The sequence below is a fragment of the Streptomyces sp. NPDC048507 genome (genome assembly GCF_043199995.1).
Classification (GTDB): domain Bacteria; phylum Actinomycetota; class Actinomycetes; order Streptomycetales; family Streptomycetaceae; genus Streptomyces.
The window spans coordinates 1-20609 of the sequence record NZ_JBICWZ010000009.1 but is presented as its reverse complement, the minus strand read 5'-3'; the positions used below and the strand labels follow the sequence as shown (position 1 = coordinate 20609).

The following is a 20609-nucleotide window of genomic DNA, read 5'->3' as shown; positions in this document are numbered from 1 at the left end:
ACACCGCGGTGAGTATCGCCTTCGGAGCCAACCTGGTCCTCCTGTTCCTCTTCGTGGTGGCCGGCATCGGCAGGGCCATGCGGAAGGGCGATGAGAAGTGAGCTTCAACAACATCATCCCGGGCTGGGTCGCCGCCCGTCTGGCCGAGATCAAGACCGACCGATCAGTGGTCCGCCAGGACGCCGACGCCGGCCCCCGCCTGGACCGCGACGACTACCCGACGATCGTCGTCACCGGCACCCATCGCGAGGGTGGCAGCTCCAGCACCGAAGTGCTGCACCTCTCCCTCGACGCGGCCGTGAAGCTCCACGCCAAGCTCGGCGAATCGATCAAGTCCCACCGCATCTACCAGGAGTTCACCCGCCATGACTGACAACGGTATGCCGGACCCCGACGAGTTCGCCCGGTACCTGGAAGCCGCCGGGTTCAACGTCATTGACGCGCAGATGAACCAGTACGGCGAGATGGTGGCGGCCGTCATCTCCAAGGCCGCGGAGCTGAAGAAGCACGCCCTGGCGAAGGGCTTCAGCGAGTCCGTGGCCGAGGAGATCGCCTTCAGCTTCATTGACCGCCTCGTCAACCGTGGCGGGGGTGAAGACACCTGATGGAACATCTGATCTTCGTCGAGTACCCGGACGGCTCCGGGGACGAGTTCCAGGGCGAAGTCGTCTACGAACGCGACTTCGTCCTGATCTATGAAGAGCAGGTCTCCCACCGCATCAACCACGCCCACACCCGTGCCGTGCACGTCCACCCCGCAGTCGTCCAGGAGCCCTAACTCATGCTCGTTCGCAAGTCAGCAGTCCACGCCGCCCGGCTTGAGATCCGACGTCTGGACAGGGTGGTCGCAGAGCAGGGCAAGGAGCTGGATCTACGCGCCGAGGCGTACGGCCGGCTGCGCTGCCGGCACCTGGAGCTGGAGGACGACTACCAGGCCCTCGAAACCGAGTTCCGTCAGCTCAAGCTCTCGCTGCCTACCCGCGACGCCCGGGGGCGCTTTTCCAAGCGCTAGCACTTGACATCCACACACTAGGGGCCCGCTTCGGCGGGCCCCTCCCCGTTTTTCGAAAGGGAACCCCAGATGATCCGCATGTGCGTGAAGGTTGCGGGCGCACCGGTCGTCATCAACGTACTGGAGGACTCGGGGGACATCCCCGAGTTCGTCCGCTGGGTCCAGCAGCACCGCCGCGCCCTCGGCTGCGACACCGAGACGTCAGGGTTGGACTGGTGGTCCCCGGACTTCCGCCTCCGCCTGGTCCAGTTCGGCACCGAGGACACCAGCTATGTGGTGCCCGTTGAGCTGGGGGGCGAGCTGCTGGGCGCTGCGGTGGGCGCCATCCGGTACGTGCACAAGTTGATCTTCCAGAACGGCAGCTTCGACCTGCTCGTGCTCGACGCGACGACCGATCTCACGATGGAGGAGATCTGGCCCAAGGTGCTCGACACGAAGATCATTGCCCACCTCGTGGACAGCCGCGGGGAAGCCGACGGCGGGAACGGCCACAGTTTGGCCTCCCTCACCAAGCACTACATCGACGACGGCGTGGCCGCGAAGGTGAAGGGCTCCATGACGGAGATCGCCAAGAGCCTGAAGACCACCAAGGCGAAGGTATGGAAGGAGGTCGCCTGGAATCATGGCGGCTACCTCACGTACAGCGGACTCGATCCCGTACTCGCCTACCGGCTCGGGCGCAAGCTCATCCCGCTGCTCCCGCGCACCGTGTACCGCAGGACGGAGATCGGGCCCGGCATCGAGCCGATGAACCTCATCGAGTTCGAGCACAAGGTCGCCGAGATCTGCTCGTACATGAGCCGTCCCGGCATCCGTCTCGACGAGGACTACACCCGGCGCCTGGAGGCCCGCCTCGCCCTGGAGGAGAGTCGCTGGACGCGGCGGGCCCAGGAGCTCGGCTGTGACAACCCGTGGAGCACAGAGCAGTGTGCCGACGCCTTCGAGGCGCGCGGCATCACGACCTTCGGCACGACACCCACCGGGAACCGGAAGGTCGACAAGACCTTCCTCAACGAGCTGCGCGGCAGGGGCGATGAACTGGCCGAGGCCATCCACCAGGCCAAGTCGGCACGCAAGAAGCGCAACACCTGGATCAAGAGCTTCCTGGAATCGATGGACCCCACAGGGCGCATCCACCCGTCGATCAACTCCATCCAGGCCAGGACAGCGCGCCAAAGCATCCAGGGCATACCGGCCCAGACGCTTCCCTCCGGGGACTACGAAATCCGGGCCTGCTTCATCGCCAACGACGGCGAGATCATGCTGTCGACGGACTACGCCAACATGGAACTCCGGTTCCTTGCGGCGTACTCGCGAGACGAGCGCATGCTGCTCGCGTTCCGCAACGGTGAGGACTTGCACCAGATCACGGCGACGGCCGCCGGCATCTCGCGCAAGCTCGGCAAGATGGTCAACTTCCTGATCGTGTTCGGCGGAGGCCCCGGTGCGCTCGCGCAGCAGGCCGGCATCTCCCTCACGGAGGCCGAGCGGATCATGAACATCTTCATGGAGACCTACCCCGGCGTCGCCCGGTTCATGGAGGAGAAGACGAAGGAGGCCCGTCGCAACGGGTATGTCACCACGCCGTCCGGGCGGCGCCTGTACGTCGAGAAGCGGTTCGCCTTCCGGGGCACCAACTACTTCGTCCAGAGCGGTTCGAGAGACATCACCTGCCGGGCCCTGGTCCGGCTCCATTGCGCAGGTCTCACTCGTCATGCACTGCTCCCGATCCACGACGAGATCTTGTTCTCGGTGCCGATCGAGCACGCGGACACGGCCGCGCGGATGACCGACGAACTGATGAAGGAGACGGTCCTCGGTCTGGAGATCCCGACCGATCCCGACCGAGGCGGGAAGTCCTGGGGGTCGCTGTACATGAGCGGCGTGGACACCCTCGTCGAGAACGACCCGTACTACCGCGAGAACCCCGACCAGGCGCTGATCGACGACCAACGCCGCCACCCCGAGAACTACGAGCTCGCCGCTTGAGCGGCGCTGAACGAGAGGAAATGATCTTGCCCACGACTCCATGGGACCCGAACGAGGACGACGCCCGGCGCTGGTTCGAGTTCACTGCCGAGGAGCTGGAGGAGCTGTCCGCGATGTTCCAGGGAGTTGAGGAGTACCACCTAAACTACCGGCTTGCCTGCGAACTCGAACGACAGATCGAGCGGGAGCTGTCCTCGCGGGAGGTGCGCGTTGGCTTCGCTTCGCCCCGCCTGGGATGAGTACTTCATCGACGGAGCCAGATGGGCTTCTACGCGCGCAGACTGCACTCGTGCCCAGGTCGGGGCCATCCTCGTGGACGCCAAGAACGAGTTGATCAAGTCCGGGTACAACGGGGCGCCGGCGGGTGTGCCCGGCTGTGCGACGGCAGGAGCCTGCCCGCGCGGACGGCTGTCGGCCGCGGAATGCGCCCCCGGCAGCGACTACAGCAACTGCATCAGCGACCACGCGGAAAGGAACGCGATCCGCCGATGTCCGCCCCGCGAGCTGCCCGGCGCCACCCTGTACTCGACCCGCCGGCCCTGCCCGGCCTGCTGGACCCTGATCGAGGCCGCCGGCATCCATCGGGTGGTGTGGCTGAACGGGGGCGGAGGGATCGAATCCCTGGTACTGAGCTAACTATCTGACGGAACGTCAGTTATCTTGAGTGTGAACAGGACGCCCACGGCATCGTGCCGTGGGCGTCTTTTGTCGTTCCTGCATGCCTTCCATTGCGCGCTCAGGCCCAGCCGCTACCCCTGAGTTCACTCACCCACTGCTTGGCCGCGGCAAGGTCTGGAGCCGTGCCGACCAGTGCGTAGGCGAAGCCATCCCACTCCTCCAGGACGCGCGGCTCCTCCGGCCGTAGATGCCCCGCGCCACCACCCACCGGCCGGTGGCGCCGATAGACGTCCATCGGCGCACGTCGGCGCTTGTTGTAGGAGGAGAGAGGATCGTTCGCGTCGATAGGCGGCACGGCACGAGACGGCTGGTTCGGAGGGCCGGGGCGGCGGTGCTTTCCCATCCGGTGCAACACCCCTACGGCTTGACGCCGCGGACCAAGAGGGTGCCGATGTGCCCAGGTGTAGGCGCCTCGATCTCGCGTGCCTCGACGGCACTGAAGCCAGCCGCCTCCATGAACGTCTTCCACTGCGCCAAGGGGTAGCTGTACCGGTACGTGAACATGGCGGGGCCAGCGAAGCCGCCCTTGTACATGCCCTGGGGACCGTAGGCACCGGGGATGGCGGGAGGCTGCGAGAAGGCGAAGACCCCCCCGGGGTTGAGGGAGCCGGCCACAAGAGGAAAGAGGCGGGCCGGGTCGGTGAACCAAGCCGCGCCGAAGATCGAGTAGACCGCGTCGAAGCTGCTCTCCCCACCGGCGAGATGCGCCAGGATCTCGGCGCACACGAAGTCGATGCCCGGGTGCCCGTAAGCATCGCTGCACTTCTCGACGGCGATCGGCGAGAGATCGACGCCAGTGACCTTCACCCCATGCTCGGCTAGGTAGGCAGCCGCCCGGCCAGTCCCGCTCCCGATTTCAAGAGCGGACGCGGGGTCGCCGAGGATGTCTGGTCCGGGGTCGGCAGGGTGGTCCTTGTACTGAGTCCAGCGGAACGCCGGCTCCCCGTTCGACGGGTCCTTCCACGCGCTGTCGGCGAAGGCGTCCCACAGGGCGCGTTCGTGCTCGTAGTTGTGCGGGACGGTGGCGGTCATTGCGATGTCCTTCGGAAACGGGGGAGGGCTCCACCGTCAGGTACCGGTGGAGCCCACACCCTAGAACTGTTCGGTCAAGTTGACGGGCCGTTTCAGCCGCAGTTCAGCCGTCAGTGGGAGTCGGGGACCTTCGAGTCGCACGGCGAGCAGTCCGTGCCGTCCTTGGCCCACAGCTCCTCGTCCGGGCTGAACCCGCAGGTGCGCAGGAAGTCCGCGGTGCGGATGACCAGCCCGTCGCGACGGCGCTCGATGAACGGGGCGTGGTGCTTGTACTTGCCGCCGTTGTAGAGGTCGCAGAACGCGAAGTAGACCGGAGTGTCGAGGATGACCTGGTGGACGCCCTTGTCCACGATCTTGCCGACGCCGATGTGCACGTCAGGGTTCTCCATCGACGCGATCATGTACATCACCGCGTTGCCCAGGATGCGCTCGGCGGTCTCGCGGGTGTCGACCTCGTCGCGGAGCAGGAGGGCGATCTCGCGGTCCCAGATCGTCATGCCGTCGTCGAGGACGTTGATGGTCAGGTGCTGAATGTGCGGCCTGACCGCGTTGAGGAGTTCGCGGGGGTCCCGGGACCGGGCGGTCGTGCTGGCCTCGGGGCTGTCGATCATGATCGTCATTGCTGTCGTGCTCCTCTCGGGTTCGAGTGGTGCAGGATGGCGCCGGGGCCGCGTTCTGGGCAGGGCCCCAGCGCCGTATCCGCCCGTGCCGACTGCCTAGAGAGCCGGGCGGAGACTTTGAGGTCAGACGAAGGCACGCAGTTCTTCCATGGACACGGGGGAGACTCCGCGCAGTTCGTTGACCTGGTAGTAGGCGAGGGTGAAACGGATGTGCGGGTCGTCGTAGGCCACTTCGACCCGGTCCTCCGTGAGAGCCTGGATGGTGTCTGGGTGATACGGGATGCCGGACACCCCCCACGCGATTGCCTTCTCCACCCAGGCCGCCGCGAGGCCCTGCCGGAGCCGCCGGCAGCTGCTTGCGGACTCCAGCGCGCACGGCGGACAGAGCGGAGGTGCGGTGGAGCGCTCACCCTCTCTGATGGGCCTTCGGCCCTCTGCGCTGCCCATGAGGAAGAGCGTGCGGCCCTGGTGCATCTTGCGGGCAGACACGCCGCACACCTGACACAGCAGTCGTCGCTGAGCCTCCCGCTGACGGACAGAGTGCATCCGAGGGAAGTCCGGGATTCCCCGGCCCTGAGCCGAGTTCTCGCGGATGTAGAGGACACCTCGCCTGTCGCGGTCGCGGGGCTTCTCGCCCACGTAGCCCAGCCGCGCGACTCCGCCCGGTGCTCGAACGAAGTTGAGGCGGGGGTGCGTGATGTGCTCGTGCTCCCACAGCGCGATGTACGGCACGGTCAGCCCTCGGTACTCGAACCGAGGCTTGTCCAGGGTCGACGACATGCTGGCTCTTCCTGAATGGATCGGTTACGCGCTGGCGAGGACCTTGCCCAGGAACTGGGCGGCGGCGTCGATGTCGTGGCCGAGGACGATGGTGTGCTGGGGGAGCCCGTCCAGGTAAGCGAGCACCCGGGCTCGGTCCTGCTCGCGACCCCCGCCGTCCACCCGGATGAGCCGGAAGACGTCGGGGTACCGGTCCTCGGTCTCGCCCGTCATGAAGTCGGCCTCGGTCAGAACACGCGCCTGGTCAGCCATCGCCGGTGTGGCCTCGGAGACGATCGACGGGAAGACGAGCGCGGAGGCCCTGGCACCGGCGGACAGGGGGATGCCGAACCACGCCGGGAACTGGTCGGGGTGGAGCTGGACCTTCATCTCCTTGCCGTTCGACGCCCACAGCGGCTCGCGCTGCCCCGACACCAGGGCATCGGTGACCCGCTGGTCCTGGGTGGGGTGCAGCTCCTCGCCGGCCTGGACCCGCTCGCGGACGACGTCGTACAGGTTCAGGGCGTCGAGCAAGCCGAGCCCGAGGGCAGCGGCGGACGGCCAGGGCAGAACCCGCAGCTGTCCGGACTCGTCGCGGCGGATGAAGACCCTGTCGTTGGCCAGCAGCTCCGCGCCCTTCTGCCTGGCCAGGATCATGGCAACGGTGGACTTGCCCGAGCCCTTGGACCCGAAGGTGAGGACCGCGCCGCCGTCGACCACGGCCGCCGAGGCGTGGAGAAGGGTCCAGCCGTCCCGGAGGAGGAAACCGCGGATGACCTCCCGAGCGAGGCGCGCGGTGGCGACGGCGAGGGCCTGGGCGTCGGTGCCCAGGATGGTCAGCCGGCCCGCGTGCGGCTCGGAGATGTAGGCGAGCTTGTCGTTGGAGGAGAAGGCCCTGATCGTGCCGTCGCGGTCCTCCGAGACCAGCAGCGGGAGCCGGGCGTACTCGGTCTCCTCGTGCTTGCGACTGGTGACCTGGCGTGCGACCTCGGCGTACGCCTTCGGGTCGACATCGGACAGCACGACGAAGCCGTTGGACTCCTCGGTCGGCTCGGCAGCAGTCGCGTTCCACCAGTCGCCGAAGTAGCGGCCGGACCACTGGGTGACGGAGGAGTCGTTACTGATGACGATCACGGCCGCGTCGGCGGCGTGGATGCGGATTGCGGTGGCGCTCACGTTGTCCCTTCGGGGAGCTGTCGGTAGGCGGATTGGAGTTTGGTGGCCGCGGCTTCGAGGAGCCGGGCCTCGGTGTGATCAAGCGGAGGGAGGCACGGTACGGGCTGACCGGCGGTGAATCGCAAAGGAATTCCGTACCAGCCACCGTCGTGCTCGGTGGCGAGTTCGGTCGCTCCGTCGAGATGACCCAGGGCCAGGCGGAGCGTGTGAAGTACGGCACCGGTCGGTCCGGAGCGGGTACGGCCGATCCCCGCGGAGATCCGTCCAGGGCGAGAGCGAAGCTCTCGACGTACCTCCTCAAGGGGGACCTTGACGGGCGCTCCGTTGACGGTCGTGCTTGAGGCGCACACAACGGCGCTGTCGCCGTGTTCCCCGATAACGTGCCCGTTGACCGCGTCCGGGGGAACGTCGAGGAGCCGGGCGAGTGTGAGGTGGTAGCGGGCGGTGTCGAGGTTCGAGCCGACACCGTAGACGCGGGGACAGCCGGAGAACTCCGCGAACGCGCGGGTGAGCAGGTCGACGGGGTTGGTGACCATGACGACCGTGCCTCGGTAGCCGCGCAGGGTGGTGGCCAAGTGGCGGATGAGAGGGACGTTGGCGGCGGCTCCGCCCATCCGAACGTCGGTGCTGGCGGTGTTGGTGAAACTGGCGCGAACGCAGATGACAAGGGCGTCGCAGTCGAGGAGGTCCGTCAGGGCGCCGGCCGTCACGCTGGTGGGGCTGCCGGTCGACCTGGCGAGGTCGCTGAGGTCATCCGCGAGGGCTTGCGCCTGCTGCCCGGTGCGCGAGGTGACGAGGAGCTGCTGTCCGAGACCGGCCGACGTGACAGCCGTGGCGAGGGTCTGTCCGACGGCCCCGGTGCCAATGATCCCGAGAGCGGTCACGAAGCCACCTCGATCACCTGACGTAAGGCGAGGTCCCAAACGGCCTGCGGCTTGCGGCCGCAGCTGAGCGCCCAGGACACGCGCTCGGTGACCGCGCAGACGTGGCCGGCGGACTCGATGAGGGCGAGCCCCTGGGAGGGCAGGGGAAGGGTCGTGGGCGCCGACAGGTACGTGGTCGTGATGTTCACGGTGTCCATCAGCCAGAACGCCATGAGTTCGCGCATCCACGGGTCCGCTGTGATCGCACGGGGCGGGGTGATCGTCTCAGCGAAGGCGTTGACGCCCTCCGCGACAGCCTTGATCGTCTTGCGCCCAGGGCGGATGGCGATGAGGCCCAGGAAGATCCGGCTGATCAGCTTGGCGGCGTCCACGATGGGCCCGGCCGTCAGAAGGCCAGGGTCCAGGAACGTGGGACGGCCCCCAACGCCGCCGGGGTAGAGCACGTGCTCCGGCTTCAAGTCGCCGTACGAGAGCGACGGCGGCCCGGACGGCATCGTGCGGGCGCCCAGCCGTAGCAGCCGAGCCACGACCTGTTTGTACACCGCCGCCACGTTCGCAGCGACGTCGGCGGGGAGCCGGTCGGCGCCAAGGTGGTCGATGTAGACCGAGCCGGAGATCCCGTTGAACTTCCGCCGGAACGTGCCACTGATCGAACGCTCGCCGATGACGGCGTCGGTCATCAAGTCGGCAGCCGCCCCGGGCCGGTGCAGCGCCTCCAGGGCCGCCCACACTCCCCCCAAGAGGTCGGCGGTGGACGCGGGCTGGGCCAGAAGGAGTTCGAGGAGGGACGGACCGGTGACCGGGGTCGTGAACAGCACTCCGCGGGAGAGGCCGGCCGTTCTGGCTGCGCCGAGGCGAGGCCCAAGGAATCCAAGCTGGGCGGCTTCACGGGCCAGCAGCGAGGCGGGGTTCTCGACGTACTGGCCCTGGAGCGCTTCGACGGCCGGCCAGTCCCCGTGAGCCCCACGCAAGATGGACACCAGCGAGGCGCCGAGCATGCTGTGCTTGGCGAACAGGGGGCGGTCGCCAACAGTCAGGTGGTGCACGTAGCCGGTGACGCTGGGAACGTGGGCCCCGAGTCGGACCGCAGCGTCGGGCCACAACTCGGAGGCGGCCTGATGGATCTGCTGAGAGGCGTAGCCGAAGACCTCCCCGGTCGTGGGCCGGGTGGCCATTTCGGTGGTGAGGCTCACGTGCGCTCCTTCAGCTGGAGAGTTCGACGTTCGTCGCGGCAGTCGGCAGTTCCACACCGCCGTGCTCGGGCCGGATATAAGCGAGGCGCACGGTCCGCACCCGTCCGAGGTGGTCCTTCTTCGGCTCGTGAACCACGGCCGTCAACTCGCCCTCGGTGCCGGTGGGGGTGTCGCGCACTCGCTTGCCGATCCACGGGTGGTCCTCGTGGAAGAAGGAGGCGACCGTCGCGGTGCTCATCCGTCGCCCTCCTTCCGTCCCTCAACACGCCTCATGAACCTCTCCAGGCCGTCGGCGGCACGGAGGCGAAGAGCGCGGCTCGGCGCGCCGGGCTGCGGGAACTGATCGGTGATCTTCTGTCTGCTGGAGCCGGGGGTGCGGCCGGACCGGTCGGGGGTGGTCAAGGCAGTTGCTCCTCTCCGTGCTGGATGCAGCGGGCCGCAGACGCGGCGGTGGGGTGGGCGCTCTGCGGCCCGCTGCCAGGGGGAGGCCCGGAGTCGTCGTTGCTCCAGGACCTGACGCTGATTCAACGCGCCATCTGGCGAGGTCGATAGGAAAAAGTGAGTGCTGCGTTCTCGCTTGCCACCGGAAGATTTGACCCACGCATTACCTGTGTCTTGAGGAGGTGCTGACCGGGCGTCTACGGTCTGTGGTCATGGGGGACAACGCGGCGCTCAAGCAGCAGATCAAGGCCCTGGGGCTAACCCAAGGCGAGCTGGTCAAGCGAATGAACAGCGTGCTGGAAACCCTCACGGGGCGGTACGGAACGGTCTCCGAACGCACGATCCACAACCTCGTGACCGGAAAAACCAGCTGGCCGCAGGCGAAGATGCGGGCTGCGTTAGAGGGAGTATTCGGGTGTACGGCCGAACAGCTGGGGTTCACGCCTCCACGTTCGGCGCAACGTCCAGCACGCCCGGAGGACTCGATGAGGCGACGCACCCTCTTCGCCGCCGCGACTGGCTCCGCCCTCGGCGCGGCGGGGATGATCTCCTCACGCCCGAAGGTGGGTTCAGCCGACCTCGCCCGTCTGCAAGCCAGCTTCGACGCCCTGGTCACCGCCGACAACGTCGGCGACACCTCTCTCGAAGCCAACGCACTGCGCCTAGCGGAGCGCGCCCTCTACCTCCAGCAGGAGTACACGGCGTCCGACCGTGTCAGATCCGGGCTGTACCTGCTCTCCGCGTCCTTCACGAGCACTGCCATGTGGGCCGCGGTGGATCGACACCGCATCACGCAGGCGCAGCGCCACAGGGAACGCGCCATCACCCTCGCCGGCCTCTCGGGTGACAGCAGCATCCAGTTCCGAATCTGGAGCCACACCGCAATCCTGGCCCTCCAGCGGGAAAACTTCACCGAGGCCGTCGCCGCCGCAGCAGCAGCGCGCAACAGCTCCATCACCCGCAAGGACCCCCTCTTCGCCTCCCTGGCACACGCACGCAGCGCCGGGGTACATGCCACAGCCGGCGACCGTACTGCGGCCCTGCGCAGCCTCAAGGCCGCCGAGAAGGCATGGGACCGAAGCGAGACGCAGACGTGGCGTCCTACCTGGATGAACTTCTACGACCAAGCCGAACTCGACGGGCTGTCCGCCATCACTCATATACATCTCGGGCGGTACGCGGAGGCGGAAGCGGCCACGCACCGCGCGCTAGCGCAGCTAAGACCCGAACTGCGGCGCAACCACGTCTACTACACCGCACAGCTCGCCCTGACCCAACTACTCCAGGGTGACGTCGAGCAAGCGTGCGCGACAGCGCTCGCGGTGGCCGGAGAGACGACCGGCCGCGCGGAGAAGACCCTGTCCAAGTTCGATGCCGTCCTGGGTCGCTTGACCCCTGACTCCCGGGAGGCGCGATCGTGGAGGGAATACCGGAGCAACACACCGAAGGGATTCAACGGATGACCGATACGCCAGCCCTCGATCTGCGTCACGTCCGTGACGTTGCCGATGTCCGACAGACGATCATCGATATCCACCTCGAAGTCCGCTGCCAGGACTTCGGGCTGACCGCCCCGTTCTACAGCGCGGAACGCTTCGGGGAGCGGCTTGACGGACACGCCTCGGCAGCGGGCTGGGAAGCCGTGATCGCCTACGACCAAGGCGAGCCCGCCGGCTTCGCCTACGGCGTGCCACTCGGTCCCACATCTCGCTGGTGGACCGCGATGATCACACCACTGCCCGACGGGTACACCGAGGAGACAGGCAGGAGGACGTTCGCCCTGAACGAGATCGTCGTGCGTAAGAACTGGCGCGGGACTGGCGCCTCCCGGCGCATCCACGACGAACTTCTCTCCGGCCGTCGAGAAGAGCGCGTCACGCTCCTGGTCAACCCGCTGCCGAGCGATGGGAAGGTCCCGGCGCTGTACGAGCGGTGGGGCTACGAGACCATCGGCCAGCAGCAGCCCTTCTCCGACTCACCTGTCTTCACGGCCATGACACGGAACCTGAGCAGCTAACAGCGACCATGCGCAGCACCAGCCCACGATCACGGGCGCACGCCCCCTCCCCTCCAAGACGGCGGGGGAGGGGGTGTCGAGCAGCCGGTGGGGGCTCTTCACGTTCACGGTGGCGACTCGGCCCAGGTCTCCGGGCCGCCGCCTCGCCACTCGAAGAGGGACAGGTCCGCAAGATCGACGGCCTCTGGGTCCGGATGGCCGGCCTCCCGCAGGAACTCGATCACGTCGCTCGCCTGATACGCGGTTCCGAGGATCTGCCCGTCGTACCTCACCTTGCGCCACCCTCGCTCGTCGGGCGGGTACACGACCACTCGTGGCTCCATGCCCCCAGCCTGTTGGAGAGTGGCTGCGGTCGCACCTTGGGCCTTCTGCCGGCCTACTCCGTACTGAGCCTCGCTCGCTCAGCGCGCTGCTCTCCGACGCCCCGCGACAGCTCTTCCAGGTACTCCTGCGTTACGTGCTCCGGCCAGAACGGCAGATTGATGATCGGCTCCCACGGTCCGTGGTCCGTGCTGGCGGCCCCGAACGCGGCGAACGCTCGGAAGCGGGTGGGAACTATGCGGTACAGCTTCGCCACTTCGAGGACGCCCTCTCGAACGGTCGGGATATCGGCCCGCCAGACGCCGTACCCCTGAGCCTCAAGCCGCCTGGGCGGCGCAGGGTAGTCGGTCGAGGGGAAGGCGTAGGAGTAGGGGTGGGGACCTCCAAAATCGAAGTCCAAGCCGACCCGGCCCATGTCGAAGCCGACCACCCCGACGTTGGTGACGGTCACCCCGAGGAACGTCTCCTCGGGTGCATCGTTCGGAAACGCCAGTGTGGGAAGGCTCGCGAGGCTGGTGACGATGTTCTCCTCCCGTACCCGGATCACGCCGACGGCCCGCACCTGGGCGCGGGGGGTGGTGAACACGGTCACCACGTAATCCAGCTGCTCCGAGCTCAGGCCGGCACTCCGGCTCTCCGTGACCTGTCGAGCCTTCCAGTCAAGCAGTTCCTCGGTCGGGTACGCGTCCTTGTGGTCGTCCACCCATTTGTGGTGCTTGGTGCAGAGGAGCATCAGGTTCTCCTCGCTGTTGACCTTGCCGTTGTCCTTGTTGAAGTCGGGGTCGTACCGGGCCCCGCCAGGCTTCTCGGCACGGATGTGCGCCACCTCCACGTTCACGCTCTGGAGGCCGCGGTGCTCCTCGATCAGCGGTTCTGAGCAGTCGGGGTACGCGCAGCCCGTCGCGCGACCAAAGAGGATCTTGCAGAGTCGGGCGCCAGGGTTGAAGTCACTCACCCAGCAGACGATAGGCGACACCACTGACACCGGGTGAGGCTTTCGGTTGTGCTCTATCGGCGCTTCCTCATCGCCCTGGGAGGGGGCTTGGAACAGACCCCGAGTCGCGGCTGCTTCGACGAGCGGCGCGAGGTTAGACGTTCCGCCCTTGGTCGATCGGTGTCGTCACGGTCTCGACGGTGAGGCGGTACAGCGATTCGCTGTCCTCCATCTGCACGTACAGCTCGAATCCGTCAAGCTCGTCCGACAAGCACTGGACGATCTCGGGCACCGGCGTCGGCGGGCCCTCCACTCGTTCGAGCCGGCCGACCAGCGTGTACGGGATCTTTCTGGCCATGCAGAAGTCTCCTCTGGGCGAGGTTGTGGAAGGGCGGTGAACTGAGCCTGACGGACGCCGCCGAGCTGGTCAAACAACCTCCGGCAGGCTTGAGAAAGCCCGTCACTGACTTCTGGGCGCTACACCCGTCCGGCAGGCGCCTCTGCACCCGACAGCAGTCCTCAGATCGGTCCTCCGTGATCGCGGCTTCAGCTTTGTCGGGCCGCCCAGCAGTCCAGATCACAGTTGCGCAAAGCCTTCTTGGGCATGTCCGGGCGGACGGCCTTGGGCCGCACGAACGGAGGCCCCTCGGCCGAAGCCGGGGGCATCCTGATCATGCTGCAAGCTGCGCCTGGAACTCCTTGATCTGCTTCAGCCACTTCGTCTCCGAGACGGGGTCAACCAGGCCGGACGCCGCGTTCTGTGCCCGGTCGATGAAGTCCTCCGAGTGGACGAACACGTACGTCGGGTCGACGGGGGTCCCGGCAACGATGAACCGGACCCCGGAGCGCCGCAGCAGCTTCCCTCGGTCTTCAGGGGAGCTTCGAGACCACTTCGCGCCGAAGGTCTCACCCGTGCTCTTCTCGACCCAGCGGGCAGGCACGACAGGGTCCTTCTCCAGGCCCCGCAGCGTCGTCACGTGCTCGTCCATCATCTCCTCGATGGCCTCGTAGCGCGGATCGCCTTCGTCGTACTTCATCTGCCGCTTGGTGAGCTTGCCGATGGCTTCCTTGATCTCCGCGATCTGCGGCCGGTTGTCGCGGCCGGCCTCGTAGCGCTTGCTCATGATGTCCAAGCTGCCCAGCTTGGTCATGAAGGCGCTCTCCAACTCGTCGAGGACGATGCCGCGGTTCCATGCCTGCATGTACGGGCACTTCTTCCCGAAACGGTTCTTGTTCCTGGTGGCGCAGCGGAAGTACTCGTAGCGCTTGACCGAGCCGTCCCTCTTCTTCTTGGTCGCAGTGTCTTGCTGGAGCCGCTGGCCGCACAGGCACCACAGGGAGCCGTTCCACGGGCCTCGGTCGCGGTTGTACCCCCGCATGGCCTCGCCGCGCTCCTGGATGACCTCCTGGAGCTTCTTCCACTGCTCCGGGGTGAGGATCGGGTCGGCGTACTGGCGGGGGAGGCCGTTCTCCGCAAGGATCACTTCGCCGTCGTGCATGGCTTGGCCCATGCTGCTGACGCTGGTCATCCAGGCGTACATGTTCGCGTACTCCCAGCGCGCGCCCTTGGGCTCGATCGCCACGCCCTCCTTTTCGAGAACACCGTTCATGAACCGCTGGTGATCGCGGGGCGTGCGGATTCCGCGCTCGTTCCAGTCGGCGCAGATCTCAGTGATGGCATCGCCTTCTTCGACGACACGGAGGTACGCCTCCATGACGAGGGGCGCGGTGATCTCATCCTTGATCAGCTTCCAGCGGATCTTGCCGTTGTGTTTGACCTTGACCGGCCGGTAGCCGAAAGGCCACACGCCGCCGGACCACAGACCCTCGTCGCGAAAGCGCTTCGTGGAGACCGCTTCCAGGTACCCCGAGTCCTGGTATGAGCGGAAGTGTGACATAAGTCGCGAATTGCGATCATAGAGATCGAATTCGGGGTCCGAGACGAGCCGGATGTGCTTGCCGTGCTTCCGGCACAGCAGCAGGAATGCCATCCATTCCCAGTCGTCACGGGTTATTCGGTCCTGCTCGGTGACTACGAGCACCTGCCACATCGAGAGGCGTGGCTCGACCATCCATTTTCCGAGCGAAGGGCGGTCGGCCAGGTTCACGGAACCGGAGACCGTGGCGTCCTCGACGTCGTCGATGATGTCGATGCCGGTCTCGCCGACGTGCTTGTTGATCGTCTTGTCCTGGGAGTCCAGGGCCGCCGACTCTTCAGTGTCCTTACTGATCCGGCGGACCTTGATGCCCGGCATCCCTCGCAGGTCTCTCACGGGGTATGTCGCTCCTGTCCCATTTGCCCTTCCGGTCCAAGGTTACGACACGCCGCATCTGATATGGTTTGGTCAGTCGTAACAAGGACTGGTAGCAGTTCGTCCAGACGCGGCCCGCCTGGATGGCGCGGCCCGCGCGGTACGCCGTGTTGATGTCGCGGGTCCAGACTCCCGCCCCCAGCCCGTACGCCGTGTCGTTGGCGATGCGGACCGCGTCGTCGAAGTCGTGGAAGGAGGTCACCGACACCACCGGACCGAAGATCTCCTCCTGGAAGATCCGCATCCGGTTGTCGCCCTCGAAGATGGTCGGCTGGACGTAGAAGCCGCCCTCCAGGTCACCGCCGTGGTCGATGCGCCCGCCGCCCGTCAGGACCTTCGCGCCCTCCTGCCGGCCGATCTCCACGTAGGACAGGACCTTGCGCAGCTGCTCCTCGGAGGCCTGGGCGCCGATCATCGTGTCCGTGTCCAGCGGGTGACCGGGCACGATCAGTTCCGTGCGGGCGACGGCCGCGTCCAGGAAGTCCCCGTACCGGCCGCGTTCGATCAGCGCGCGCGACGGGCTCGTACAGACCTCGCCCTGGTTCAGCGCGAACATCGTGAAGCCCTCCAGGGCCTTGTCGCGCAGCTCGTCGTCGGCCGTCCAGATGTCGTCGAAGAACAGGTTCGGACTCTTGCCGCCGAGTTCCAGGGTGACCGGCTTCAGGTGCTCGGCCGCGTACTGCATGATCAGGCGCCCCGTGGCGGTCTCCCCGGTGAAGGCGACCTTCGCCACGCGCGGGCTCGACGCCAGGGGCTTGCCCGCCTCCTCACCGAAGCCGTTGACGATGTTCAGCACGCCCGGCGGCAGCAGGTCGGACACCAGGCTCAGCCAGTAGTGCACCGACGCCGGCGTCTGCTCGGCCGGCTTGAGGACCACGGCGTTGCCCGCCGCCAGCGCCGGGGCGAGCTTCCACACGGCCATCAGGATCGGGAAGTTCCACGGGATGATCTGCGCGACCACGCCCAGCGGCTCGTGGAAGTGGTAGGCCACCGTGTCGTCGTCGAGCTGGCTGAGCGCCCCCTCCTGGGCGCGCAGCGCACCCGCGAAATAGCGGAACTGGTCGATCGCCAGCGGCAGGTCCGCCGCGAGCGTCTCGCGGACCGGCTTGCCGTTCTCCCAGGTCTCCGCGACCGCGAGGGCCTCCAGGTTCCGCTCCATCCGGTCCGCGATGCGCAGCAGGACGTTGGAGCGCTCGCCCGCCGAGGTGCGCCCCCAGCCGGGGGCCGCCGCGTGCGCCGCGTCCAGGGCCCGTTCCACGTCCTCCGCCGTGCCCCGCGCGACCTCGGTGAACGGCCGGCCGGTCACGGGGGAGGGGTTCTCGAAGTACCGTCCCCGCGCCGGCTCCACGTACGCGCCGCCGATGAAGTGGTCGTAGCGCGACGCGTACGACATCAGCGCGCCCTCCGTGCCGGGTGCAGCGTAACGGGCCATGGTGTGCCTCCCTCGCCGGGCGCCGGCCGCCGTCGGACAGCGCTCGAAGGGAGGCTAGGAGCGGGCGGGTTGCGGATACGTTGCACCCCGCCCCGGCGCCGCCCCCGTGCCCAGCTCCGCGTCGAGGGCCCGTACGCGGGCCAGCGCGGCCGGCCGGTCCCGCGGCGGCAGGGCCGCGGCCAGCGCCCGCCACACCGCCGGGTCCTCCGCCCCCCACGGGCCGCACACCCAGTCGGCCAGCAGCCCGGCGTCCGCCCGGGCGATCACCGCCGCCCGCGCCTGCTCCTCGATCCGCCGCCGCAGCCGTACGATCCCGGGCGCGGCGGAGGCCGGCAGCAGGGGGCCCGGGTACCGGGTCAGGGCGGCCGACACGGCCCCCGCCGCCAAGTGCCGGGTCACGGCCGTGAAGTCGGCCTCCAGCGGGACGGCGGTCCGGTAGGGACGGGAGAGCAGGTTCCCGGCGCCCAGCAGGGAGCGCAGCCGGGACACCTCCGCCCGCAGGGTCACCCCGGGCACGGACTCGTCCTCGTACAGGCCGAAGGCGAGTTCGGCCCCCGACAGGCCCTCCGGGTGGTGCGCGAGCAGGGCCATGATCTCGCTGTGCCGCCGCCCCAGCGGGATCCGGCGGCCGCCGAGCACGAGCAGCGCCTCGTCACGGCCGAGGGCCGTCAGAGTGTGCTGCCCGGCCCGCCCCGCCGGCGGTGCGAGCAGAGCCAGTTGGGCCTCGGCGGCCCGGGCCACCGCCTGGACGAAGGCCAGCGAGTGCGGGTGTGCCAGGCCGTCGCCGCCCGTGATGTCGACCGCCCCCAGCACCCGGCCGGTGGCGGGGTCGCGCACCGGGGCCGCCGCGCAGGTCCAGGGGTGCACGAGCCGGCTGAAGTGCTCGGCCCCGAAGACCTGCACCGGCTGCCCGAGCGCGACCGCCGTGCCGGGCGCGTTGGTTCCCATCGCCGTCTCCGCCCACCGCGCCCCCGGTACGAAGCCGAGCCGCTCGGCCCGCCGCAGCGTGGCCGGCTCCCCCTCGACCCACAGCAGCCCCCCGCGCGCGTCGCACACCGCCAGCAGGTGCGCCCCCTGCGCGGCGAACGCCCCCACGAGGTCCCGGAAGAGCGGCATCACCCGCGACAGGGGGTGCTCCTCCCGGTAGCCCCGCAGATCCGCCTCCGCGAGCGCCGGCCCCGGCGCGCACTCCGGGCTGACCCGCGCCCGCGCGCACCGCCGCCACGACTTCGCGATCACCGCCCGGACCGGCGGCCCGACCAGACCGTCCCGGGTGAAGGCCTCGTGCGCCCGCCGCAGCAACCGCGTGCGTTCCACGGGATCGGCCCCGCCCGGCAGCGCCCACGACGGATCGCCCATGTCACCCTCCCGAGGGGCCGTGGTGCCGCGTTAAGCGGAGCGCCCCCATCGTCGTGCGGCCCCCGGCCCCGGGCAAGCGCTACGTCGGCCACCCCGTGCCGAAACCCGCTCCGGGCGGGGCCGCCTCCCCCGGCGGGCGAGGGGTCAGGCCGTCCCGGCGGGCGGGTCCAGGGAGGCCAGCGCCGACGCCGGGTCCGGGGCCGACGGGCCCGCCAGGTGCCAGCGGCCCGCCTCGCGGCGCAGCGGCCACCAACGGCCGTGCCGGTCCAGCCGCAGCCGGCGGTTGCCGTCGGGGGTCGTCCAGCGGGCCCGGACCCGGCGCAGCACCGGAGCGGCCTCGTCCGGCCAGGCCGCCGCCAAGGCGGAGCGGGCCCGGGCCAGCGCCGCCCGGTCCGGCGACCAGTCCTCCTCCAGCGCCTCCAGGGCGGTCGCCCCGCCGAAGCCCCAGGCCCGTACGGCCCGTTCCATCGCCGCCCCGTCGCGACCGGCGGCCACCGACAGGCGGAACCGGACCCGGAAGTGGCCGCCCTGCGCGGTGAGCCGTACGGCGTCCTCGGCCACGGTCAGGGCCGGCTCGGCGGGGCGCTCCGCATGGCCCGGAGCCAGCGCCCGCGCGAGCAGCCGGTACGCCTCGGACGCCGCCGCCTGCGCGAGGAACTCCACCGCGTCCACGTCCAGTTCCTCCGGCTCCGCTTCGGTGTCCAGCGAGGGCGGCTGGCCCGGCGCGTCCGGCAGCGCGGGCGGCGGCGGCAGCTCCGGCAGACCCCGCAGCGCCGCCGCGAAGACCTCCGCGGCCGGCCTGCCCGGGTCCGCCGCAGCGGATTGCGCTTCCGGTCCGGCGCCCGCCGCGTCGCGCTCCTCCAGCGCCTCCAGCAGCCGCCGCCGCGGCCGCCCGCGCAGGAGCAGCAGCAGGAACGGGTCATCGTCCAGCAGCCGGGCCGTCTGGTGGCAGAGCGCCGCCGTGTGCGGGCAGTGGTCCCATTCGCCGCAGTCGCAGCGCGGGTCGAGGTCGCAGAGTCCGGGCAGCGGGTCCACCCCGGCCGCCGCCGCCTCCTCGGCCAGCCCGCGCGGCACCTCGCCGTCCAGCAGCGCCGCGACGTAGCCCGCCTCGGCGGCGGCCAGACCCAGCAGCCGGTCCCATTCCGCTTCCGTGAACTCCTGGACCAGTACGTCCGTGCGGTGGGCCGTCCCGTCCCGGTCGCGGACCACCGCCGTCAGCCGGCCGGGACGCACCGACACGGCGCCGACCGCGCCCGACCGCGCGTACCGGCGCCCCTGCCTGACCTGGTCCGCGTCCAGCGCGCTCTCCTCCAGCGCGCGCAGCCAGGCGTGGCCCCACCAGCTGCCGGCGAAGGACCGTCCCGCGTGCGCGGGCAGGGCCGGGAAGGTCATCTCGTACGGGTCGTCGGCGGCGTTCACCGCTGGGTCCCCCCGTCGTCCGTGGCGGAGCGCAACGAGACCAGCTCGGCCAGCTCGGCGTCGGTGAGTTCGGTGAGGGCGGATTCGCCGGTGCCGAGGACGGCGTCGGCGAGGGCGCGTTTGGCGTGGAGCATGTCGGCGATGCGGTCTTCGACGGTGCCTTCGGTGATGATGCGGTGGACCTGGACGGGCTGGGTCTGGCCGATGCGGTGGGCGCGGTCGGTGGCCTGGTCTTCGACGGCGGGGTTCCACCAGCGGTCGTAGTGGATGACGTGTCCGGCGCGGGTGAGGTTGAGGCCGGTGCCGGCGGCTTTGAGGGAGAGCAGGAAGACGGGGACCTCGCCGGACTGGAAGCGGTCGACGAGTTCCTCGCGGCGGGGTACGGGGGTTCCTCCGTGCAGGAGCTGGGTGGTGATCCCGCGCGTGGTGAGGTGTTTCTCCAGGAGCCGGGCCATGGTCACGTACTGGGTGAAGACCAGGACCGAGCCGCCCTCGGCGAGGATCGTGTCGAGCAGCTCGTCCAGCAGCTCCAGCTTGCCGGAGGACCCGCCGGGATGCTCCCCGGTGTACTGCGCCGGGTGGTTGCAGATCTGCTTGAGCGAGGTCAGCAGCTTCACGACGAGGCCGCGGCGGCCCATCCCGTCCGTCTGCGCGATCGCGGCGAGGGTCTCGCGCACGACGGCCTCGTACAGGGCGGCCTGTTCGCGGCTGAGGGGGACGGCGTGGTCGGTCTCGGTCCTGGGCGGCAGTTCGGGCAGGATCCCGGGGTCGGACTTCTTGCGGCGCAGCAGGAACGGCCGCACCAGCGCCGCCAGCCGGGCCGCCGCACCCGGATCGCGGCCGCTCTCGACGGGCCCGGCGTAGCGGGTGCGGAAGGCGCCGGGACCGCCGAGCAGGCCGGGGGTGGTCCAGTCGAGGAGGGCCCACAGCTCGGAGAGGTTGTTCTCGACGGGCGTCCCGGTCAGGGCCACCCGGGCCGGGGACGGGATCGTGCGCAGCGCGCGTGCCGTCGCCGAATGCGGGTTCTTCAC

The 20609-nt window shown here is 69.0% G+C and carries 24 protein-coding genes and 1 pseudogene; 9 read left to right on the top strand and 16 right to left on the bottom strand.

Going from position 1 to position 20609, the window contains the following annotated elements; all coding sequences use genetic code 11:
* The first annotated feature begins 97 nt into the window (after positions 1 to 97).
* From ACGFXC_RS24035 to ACGFXC_RS24005, 7 genes are all read left to right on the top strand, one after another.
* Positions 98 to 373: a hypothetical protein gene (locus ACGFXC_RS24035; protein WP_393715946.1), complete on the top strand. Its 276-nt coding sequence runs from the start codon at positions 98 to 100 to the stop codon at positions 371 to 373.
* On the top strand, positions 366 to 605 hold the full coding sequence (locus ACGFXC_RS24030; RefSeq protein ID WP_393715944.1) for a hypothetical protein: 240 nt from the start codon (positions 366 to 368) through the stop codon (positions 603 to 605). Before ACGFXC_RS24035 ends, ACGFXC_RS24030 begins: the two co-directional genes overlap by 8 nt.
* The gene (locus ACGFXC_RS24025) at positions 605 to 778 is read left to right on the top strand and encodes a hypothetical protein (RefSeq protein WP_393715943.1); all 174 of its coding nucleotides are present in this window, start codon (positions 605 to 607) and stop codon (positions 776 to 778) included. The genes ACGFXC_RS24030 and ACGFXC_RS24025 overlap by 1 nt, the downstream gene beginning before the upstream one ends.
* A gap of 63 nt (positions 779 to 841) precedes the next feature.
* Complete coding sequence (locus tag ACGFXC_RS24020) at positions 842 to 1012, top strand: hypothetical protein (protein ID WP_393715942.1); 171 nt, start codon at positions 842 to 844, stop codon at positions 1010 to 1012.
* Positions 1013 to 1081: 69 nt separating this feature from the next.
* A complete protein-coding gene (locus ACGFXC_RS24015; protein ID WP_393715940.1) occupies positions 1082 to 3001 on the top strand; it encodes a DNA polymerase in 1920 nt (639 codons plus the stop codon).
* 20 nt (positions 3002 to 3021) lie between these two features.
* On the top strand, positions 3022 to 3240 hold the full coding sequence (locus ACGFXC_RS24010) for a hypothetical protein (protein ID WP_393715938.1): 219 nt from the start codon (positions 3022 to 3024) through the stop codon (positions 3238 to 3240).
* On the top strand, positions 3212 to 3637 hold the full coding sequence (locus ACGFXC_RS24005; protein WP_393715937.1) for a deoxycytidylate deaminase: 426 nt from the start codon (positions 3212 to 3214) through the stop codon (positions 3635 to 3637). Before ACGFXC_RS24010 ends, ACGFXC_RS24005 begins: the two co-directional genes overlap by 29 nt.
* 100 nt (positions 3638 to 3737) lie before the next feature.
* Here ACGFXC_RS24005 and ACGFXC_RS24000 read toward each other — a convergent pair whose 3' ends face one another.
* The 8 genes from ACGFXC_RS24000 to ACGFXC_RS23965 form a co-directional block, all read right to left on the bottom strand.
* Positions 3738 to 4022 carry a DUF6087 family protein gene (locus ACGFXC_RS24000; protein ID WP_393715936.1) on the bottom strand — a complete coding sequence of 95 codons (285 nt, stop codon included), beginning with the start codon at positions 4020 to 4022 and terminating at the stop codon, positions 3738 to 3740.
* 14 nt (positions 4023 to 4036) lie between these two features.
* Positions 4037 to 4711, bottom strand: coding sequence for a class I SAM-dependent methyltransferase (locus tag ACGFXC_RS23995; RefSeq protein ID WP_393715934.1), 675 nt, complete (start codon positions 4709 to 4711; stop codon positions 4037 to 4039).
* A 110-nt stretch (positions 4712 to 4821) separates the two neighbouring features.
* The gene (locus ACGFXC_RS23990; RefSeq protein ID WP_393715933.1) at positions 4822 to 5331 is read right to left on the bottom strand and encodes a hypothetical protein; all 510 of its coding nucleotides are present in this window, start codon (positions 5329 to 5331) and stop codon (positions 4822 to 4824) included.
* A gap of 123 nt (positions 5332 to 5454) precedes the next feature.
* Complete coding sequence (locus ACGFXC_RS23985; protein ID WP_393715931.1) at positions 5455 to 6111, bottom strand: hypothetical protein; 657 nt, start codon at positions 6109 to 6111, stop codon at positions 5455 to 5457.
* A gap of 24 nt (positions 6112 to 6135) precedes the next feature.
* On the bottom strand, positions 6136 to 7266 hold the full coding sequence (locus ACGFXC_RS23980; RefSeq protein WP_393715929.1) for a hypothetical protein: 1131 nt from the start codon (positions 7264 to 7266) through the stop codon (positions 6136 to 6138).
* Complete coding sequence (locus ACGFXC_RS23975) at positions 7263 to 8150, bottom strand: NAD(P)-binding domain-containing protein (RefSeq protein ID WP_393715927.1); 888 nt, start codon at positions 8148 to 8150, stop codon at positions 7263 to 7265. Before ACGFXC_RS23975 ends, ACGFXC_RS23980 begins: the two co-directional genes overlap by 4 nt.
* Complete coding sequence (locus ACGFXC_RS23970) at positions 8147 to 9343, bottom strand: hypothetical protein (protein ID WP_393715926.1); 1197 nt, start codon at positions 9341 to 9343, stop codon at positions 8147 to 8149. Before ACGFXC_RS23970 ends, ACGFXC_RS23975 begins: the two co-directional genes overlap by 4 nt.
* A gap of 10 nt (positions 9344 to 9353) precedes the next feature.
* Entirely contained in the window at positions 9354 to 9581 is a 228-nt protein-coding gene (locus ACGFXC_RS23965) for a hypothetical protein (RefSeq protein ID WP_393715924.1), read from the bottom strand.
* A gap of 415 nt (positions 9582 to 9996) precedes the next feature.
* Between ACGFXC_RS23965 and ACGFXC_RS23960 the strand changes: the two genes are divergently transcribed.
* Entirely contained in the window at positions 9997 to 11247 is a 1251-nt protein-coding gene (locus tag ACGFXC_RS23960) for a hypothetical protein (RefSeq protein ID WP_393715922.1), read from the top strand.
* A complete protein-coding gene (locus tag ACGFXC_RS23955; RefSeq protein ID WP_393715920.1) occupies positions 11244 to 11801 on the top strand; it encodes an N-acetyltransferase in 558 nt (185 codons plus the stop codon). The genes ACGFXC_RS23960 and ACGFXC_RS23955 overlap by 4 nt, the downstream gene beginning before the upstream one ends.
* Before the next feature lie 104 nt (positions 11802 to 11905).
* On the opposite strand, the gene ACGFXC_RS23950 is transcribed toward ACGFXC_RS23955, so the two are convergent.
* From ACGFXC_RS23950 to ACGFXC_RS23915, 8 genes and pseudogenes are all read right to left on the bottom strand, one after another.
* Entirely contained in the window at positions 11906 to 12124 is a 219-nt protein-coding gene (locus tag ACGFXC_RS23950; protein ID WP_125813678.1) for a hypothetical protein, read from the bottom strand.
* 53 nt (positions 12125 to 12177) lie between these two features.
* Entirely contained in the window at positions 12178 to 13077 is a 900-nt protein-coding gene (locus tag ACGFXC_RS23945) for an HNH endonuclease signature motif containing protein (protein ID WP_393715918.1), read from the bottom strand.
* A gap of 133 nt (positions 13078 to 13210) precedes the next feature.
* On the bottom strand, positions 13211 to 13414 hold the full coding sequence (locus ACGFXC_RS23940; protein ID WP_393715916.1) for a hypothetical protein: 204 nt from the start codon (positions 13412 to 13414) through the stop codon (positions 13211 to 13213).
* Between the two features lie 313 nt (positions 13415 to 13727).
* Entirely contained in the window at positions 13728 to 15329 is a 1602-nt protein-coding gene (locus ACGFXC_RS23935) for a recombinase family protein (RefSeq protein WP_393715914.1), read from the bottom strand.
* Between the two features lie 85 nt (positions 15330 to 15414).
* Positions 15415 to 16800 (bottom strand): annotated as a pseudogene (locus ACGFXC_RS23930) (aldehyde dehydrogenase family protein); the annotation flags it as partial.
* Between the two features lie 54 nt (positions 16801 to 16854).
* Positions 16855 to 18159, bottom strand: coding sequence for a GAF domain-containing protein (locus ACGFXC_RS23925; RefSeq protein WP_393715912.1), 1305 nt, complete (start codon positions 18157 to 18159; stop codon positions 16855 to 16857).
* 144 nt (positions 18160 to 18303) lie between these two features.
* On the bottom strand, positions 18304 to 19578 hold the full coding sequence (locus ACGFXC_RS23920) for an SWF or SNF family helicase (protein ID WP_393715910.1): 1275 nt from the start codon (positions 19576 to 19578) through the stop codon (positions 18304 to 18306).
* A partial coding sequence (locus tag ACGFXC_RS23915; protein WP_393715908.1) for a DEAD/DEAH box helicase occupies positions 19575 to 20609 on the bottom strand: 1035 nt, incomplete at its 5' end. The genes ACGFXC_RS23915 and ACGFXC_RS23920, both read right to left, overlap by 4 nt.

Coding starts and splice junctions, on each gene's coding strand:
- ACGFXC_RS24030 (WP_393715944.1), top strand. CDS start 366: ATGACTGACAACGGTATGCCGGACCCCGACGAGTTCGCCCGGTACCTG.
- ACGFXC_RS24025 (WP_393715943.1), top strand. CDS start 605: ATGGAACATCTGATCTTCGTCGAGTACCCGGACGGCTCCGGGGACGAG.
- ACGFXC_RS24015 (WP_393715940.1), top strand. CDS start 1,082: ATGATCCGCATGTGCGTGAAGGTTGCGGGCGCACCGGTCGTCATCAAC.
- ACGFXC_RS24010 (WP_393715938.1), top strand. CDS start 3,022: ATGATCTTGCCCACGACTCCATGGGACCCGAACGAGGACGACGCCCGG.
- ACGFXC_RS24000 (WP_393715936.1), bottom strand. CDS start 4,022: ATGGGAAAGCACCGCCGCCCCGGCCCTCCGAACCAGCCGTCTCGTGCC.
- ACGFXC_RS23995 (WP_393715934.1), bottom strand. CDS start 4,711: ATGACCGCCACCGTCCCGCACAACTACGAGCACGAACGCGCCCTGTGG.
- ACGFXC_RS23990 (WP_393715933.1), bottom strand. CDS start 5,331: ATGACGATCATGATCGACAGCCCCGAGGCCAGCACGACCGCCCGGTCC.
- ACGFXC_RS23985 (WP_393715931.1), bottom strand. CDS start 6,111: ATGTCGTCGACCCTGGACAAGCCTCGGTTCGAGTACCGAGGGCTGACC.
- ACGFXC_RS23965 (WP_393715924.1), bottom strand. CDS start 9,581: ATGAGCACCGCGACGGTCGCCTCCTTCTTCCACGAGGACCACCCGTGG.
- ACGFXC_RS23960 (WP_393715922.1), top strand. CDS start 9,997: ATGGGGGACAACGCGGCGCTCAAGCAGCAGATCAAGGCCCTGGGGCTA.
- ACGFXC_RS23955 (WP_393715920.1), top strand. CDS start 11,244: ATGACCGATACGCCAGCCCTCGATCTGCGTCACGTCCGTGACGTTGCC.
- ACGFXC_RS23950 (WP_125813678.1), bottom strand. CDS start 12,124: ATGGAGCCACGAGTGGTCGTGTACCCGCCCGACGAGCGAGGGTGGCGC.
- ACGFXC_RS23940 (WP_393715916.1), bottom strand. CDS start 13,414: ATGGCCAGAAAGATCCCGTACACGCTGGTCGGCCGGCTCGAACGAGTG.
- ACGFXC_RS23925 (WP_393715912.1), bottom strand. CDS start 18,159: ATGGGCGATCCGTCGTGGGCGCTGCCGGGCGGGGCCGATCCCGTGGAA.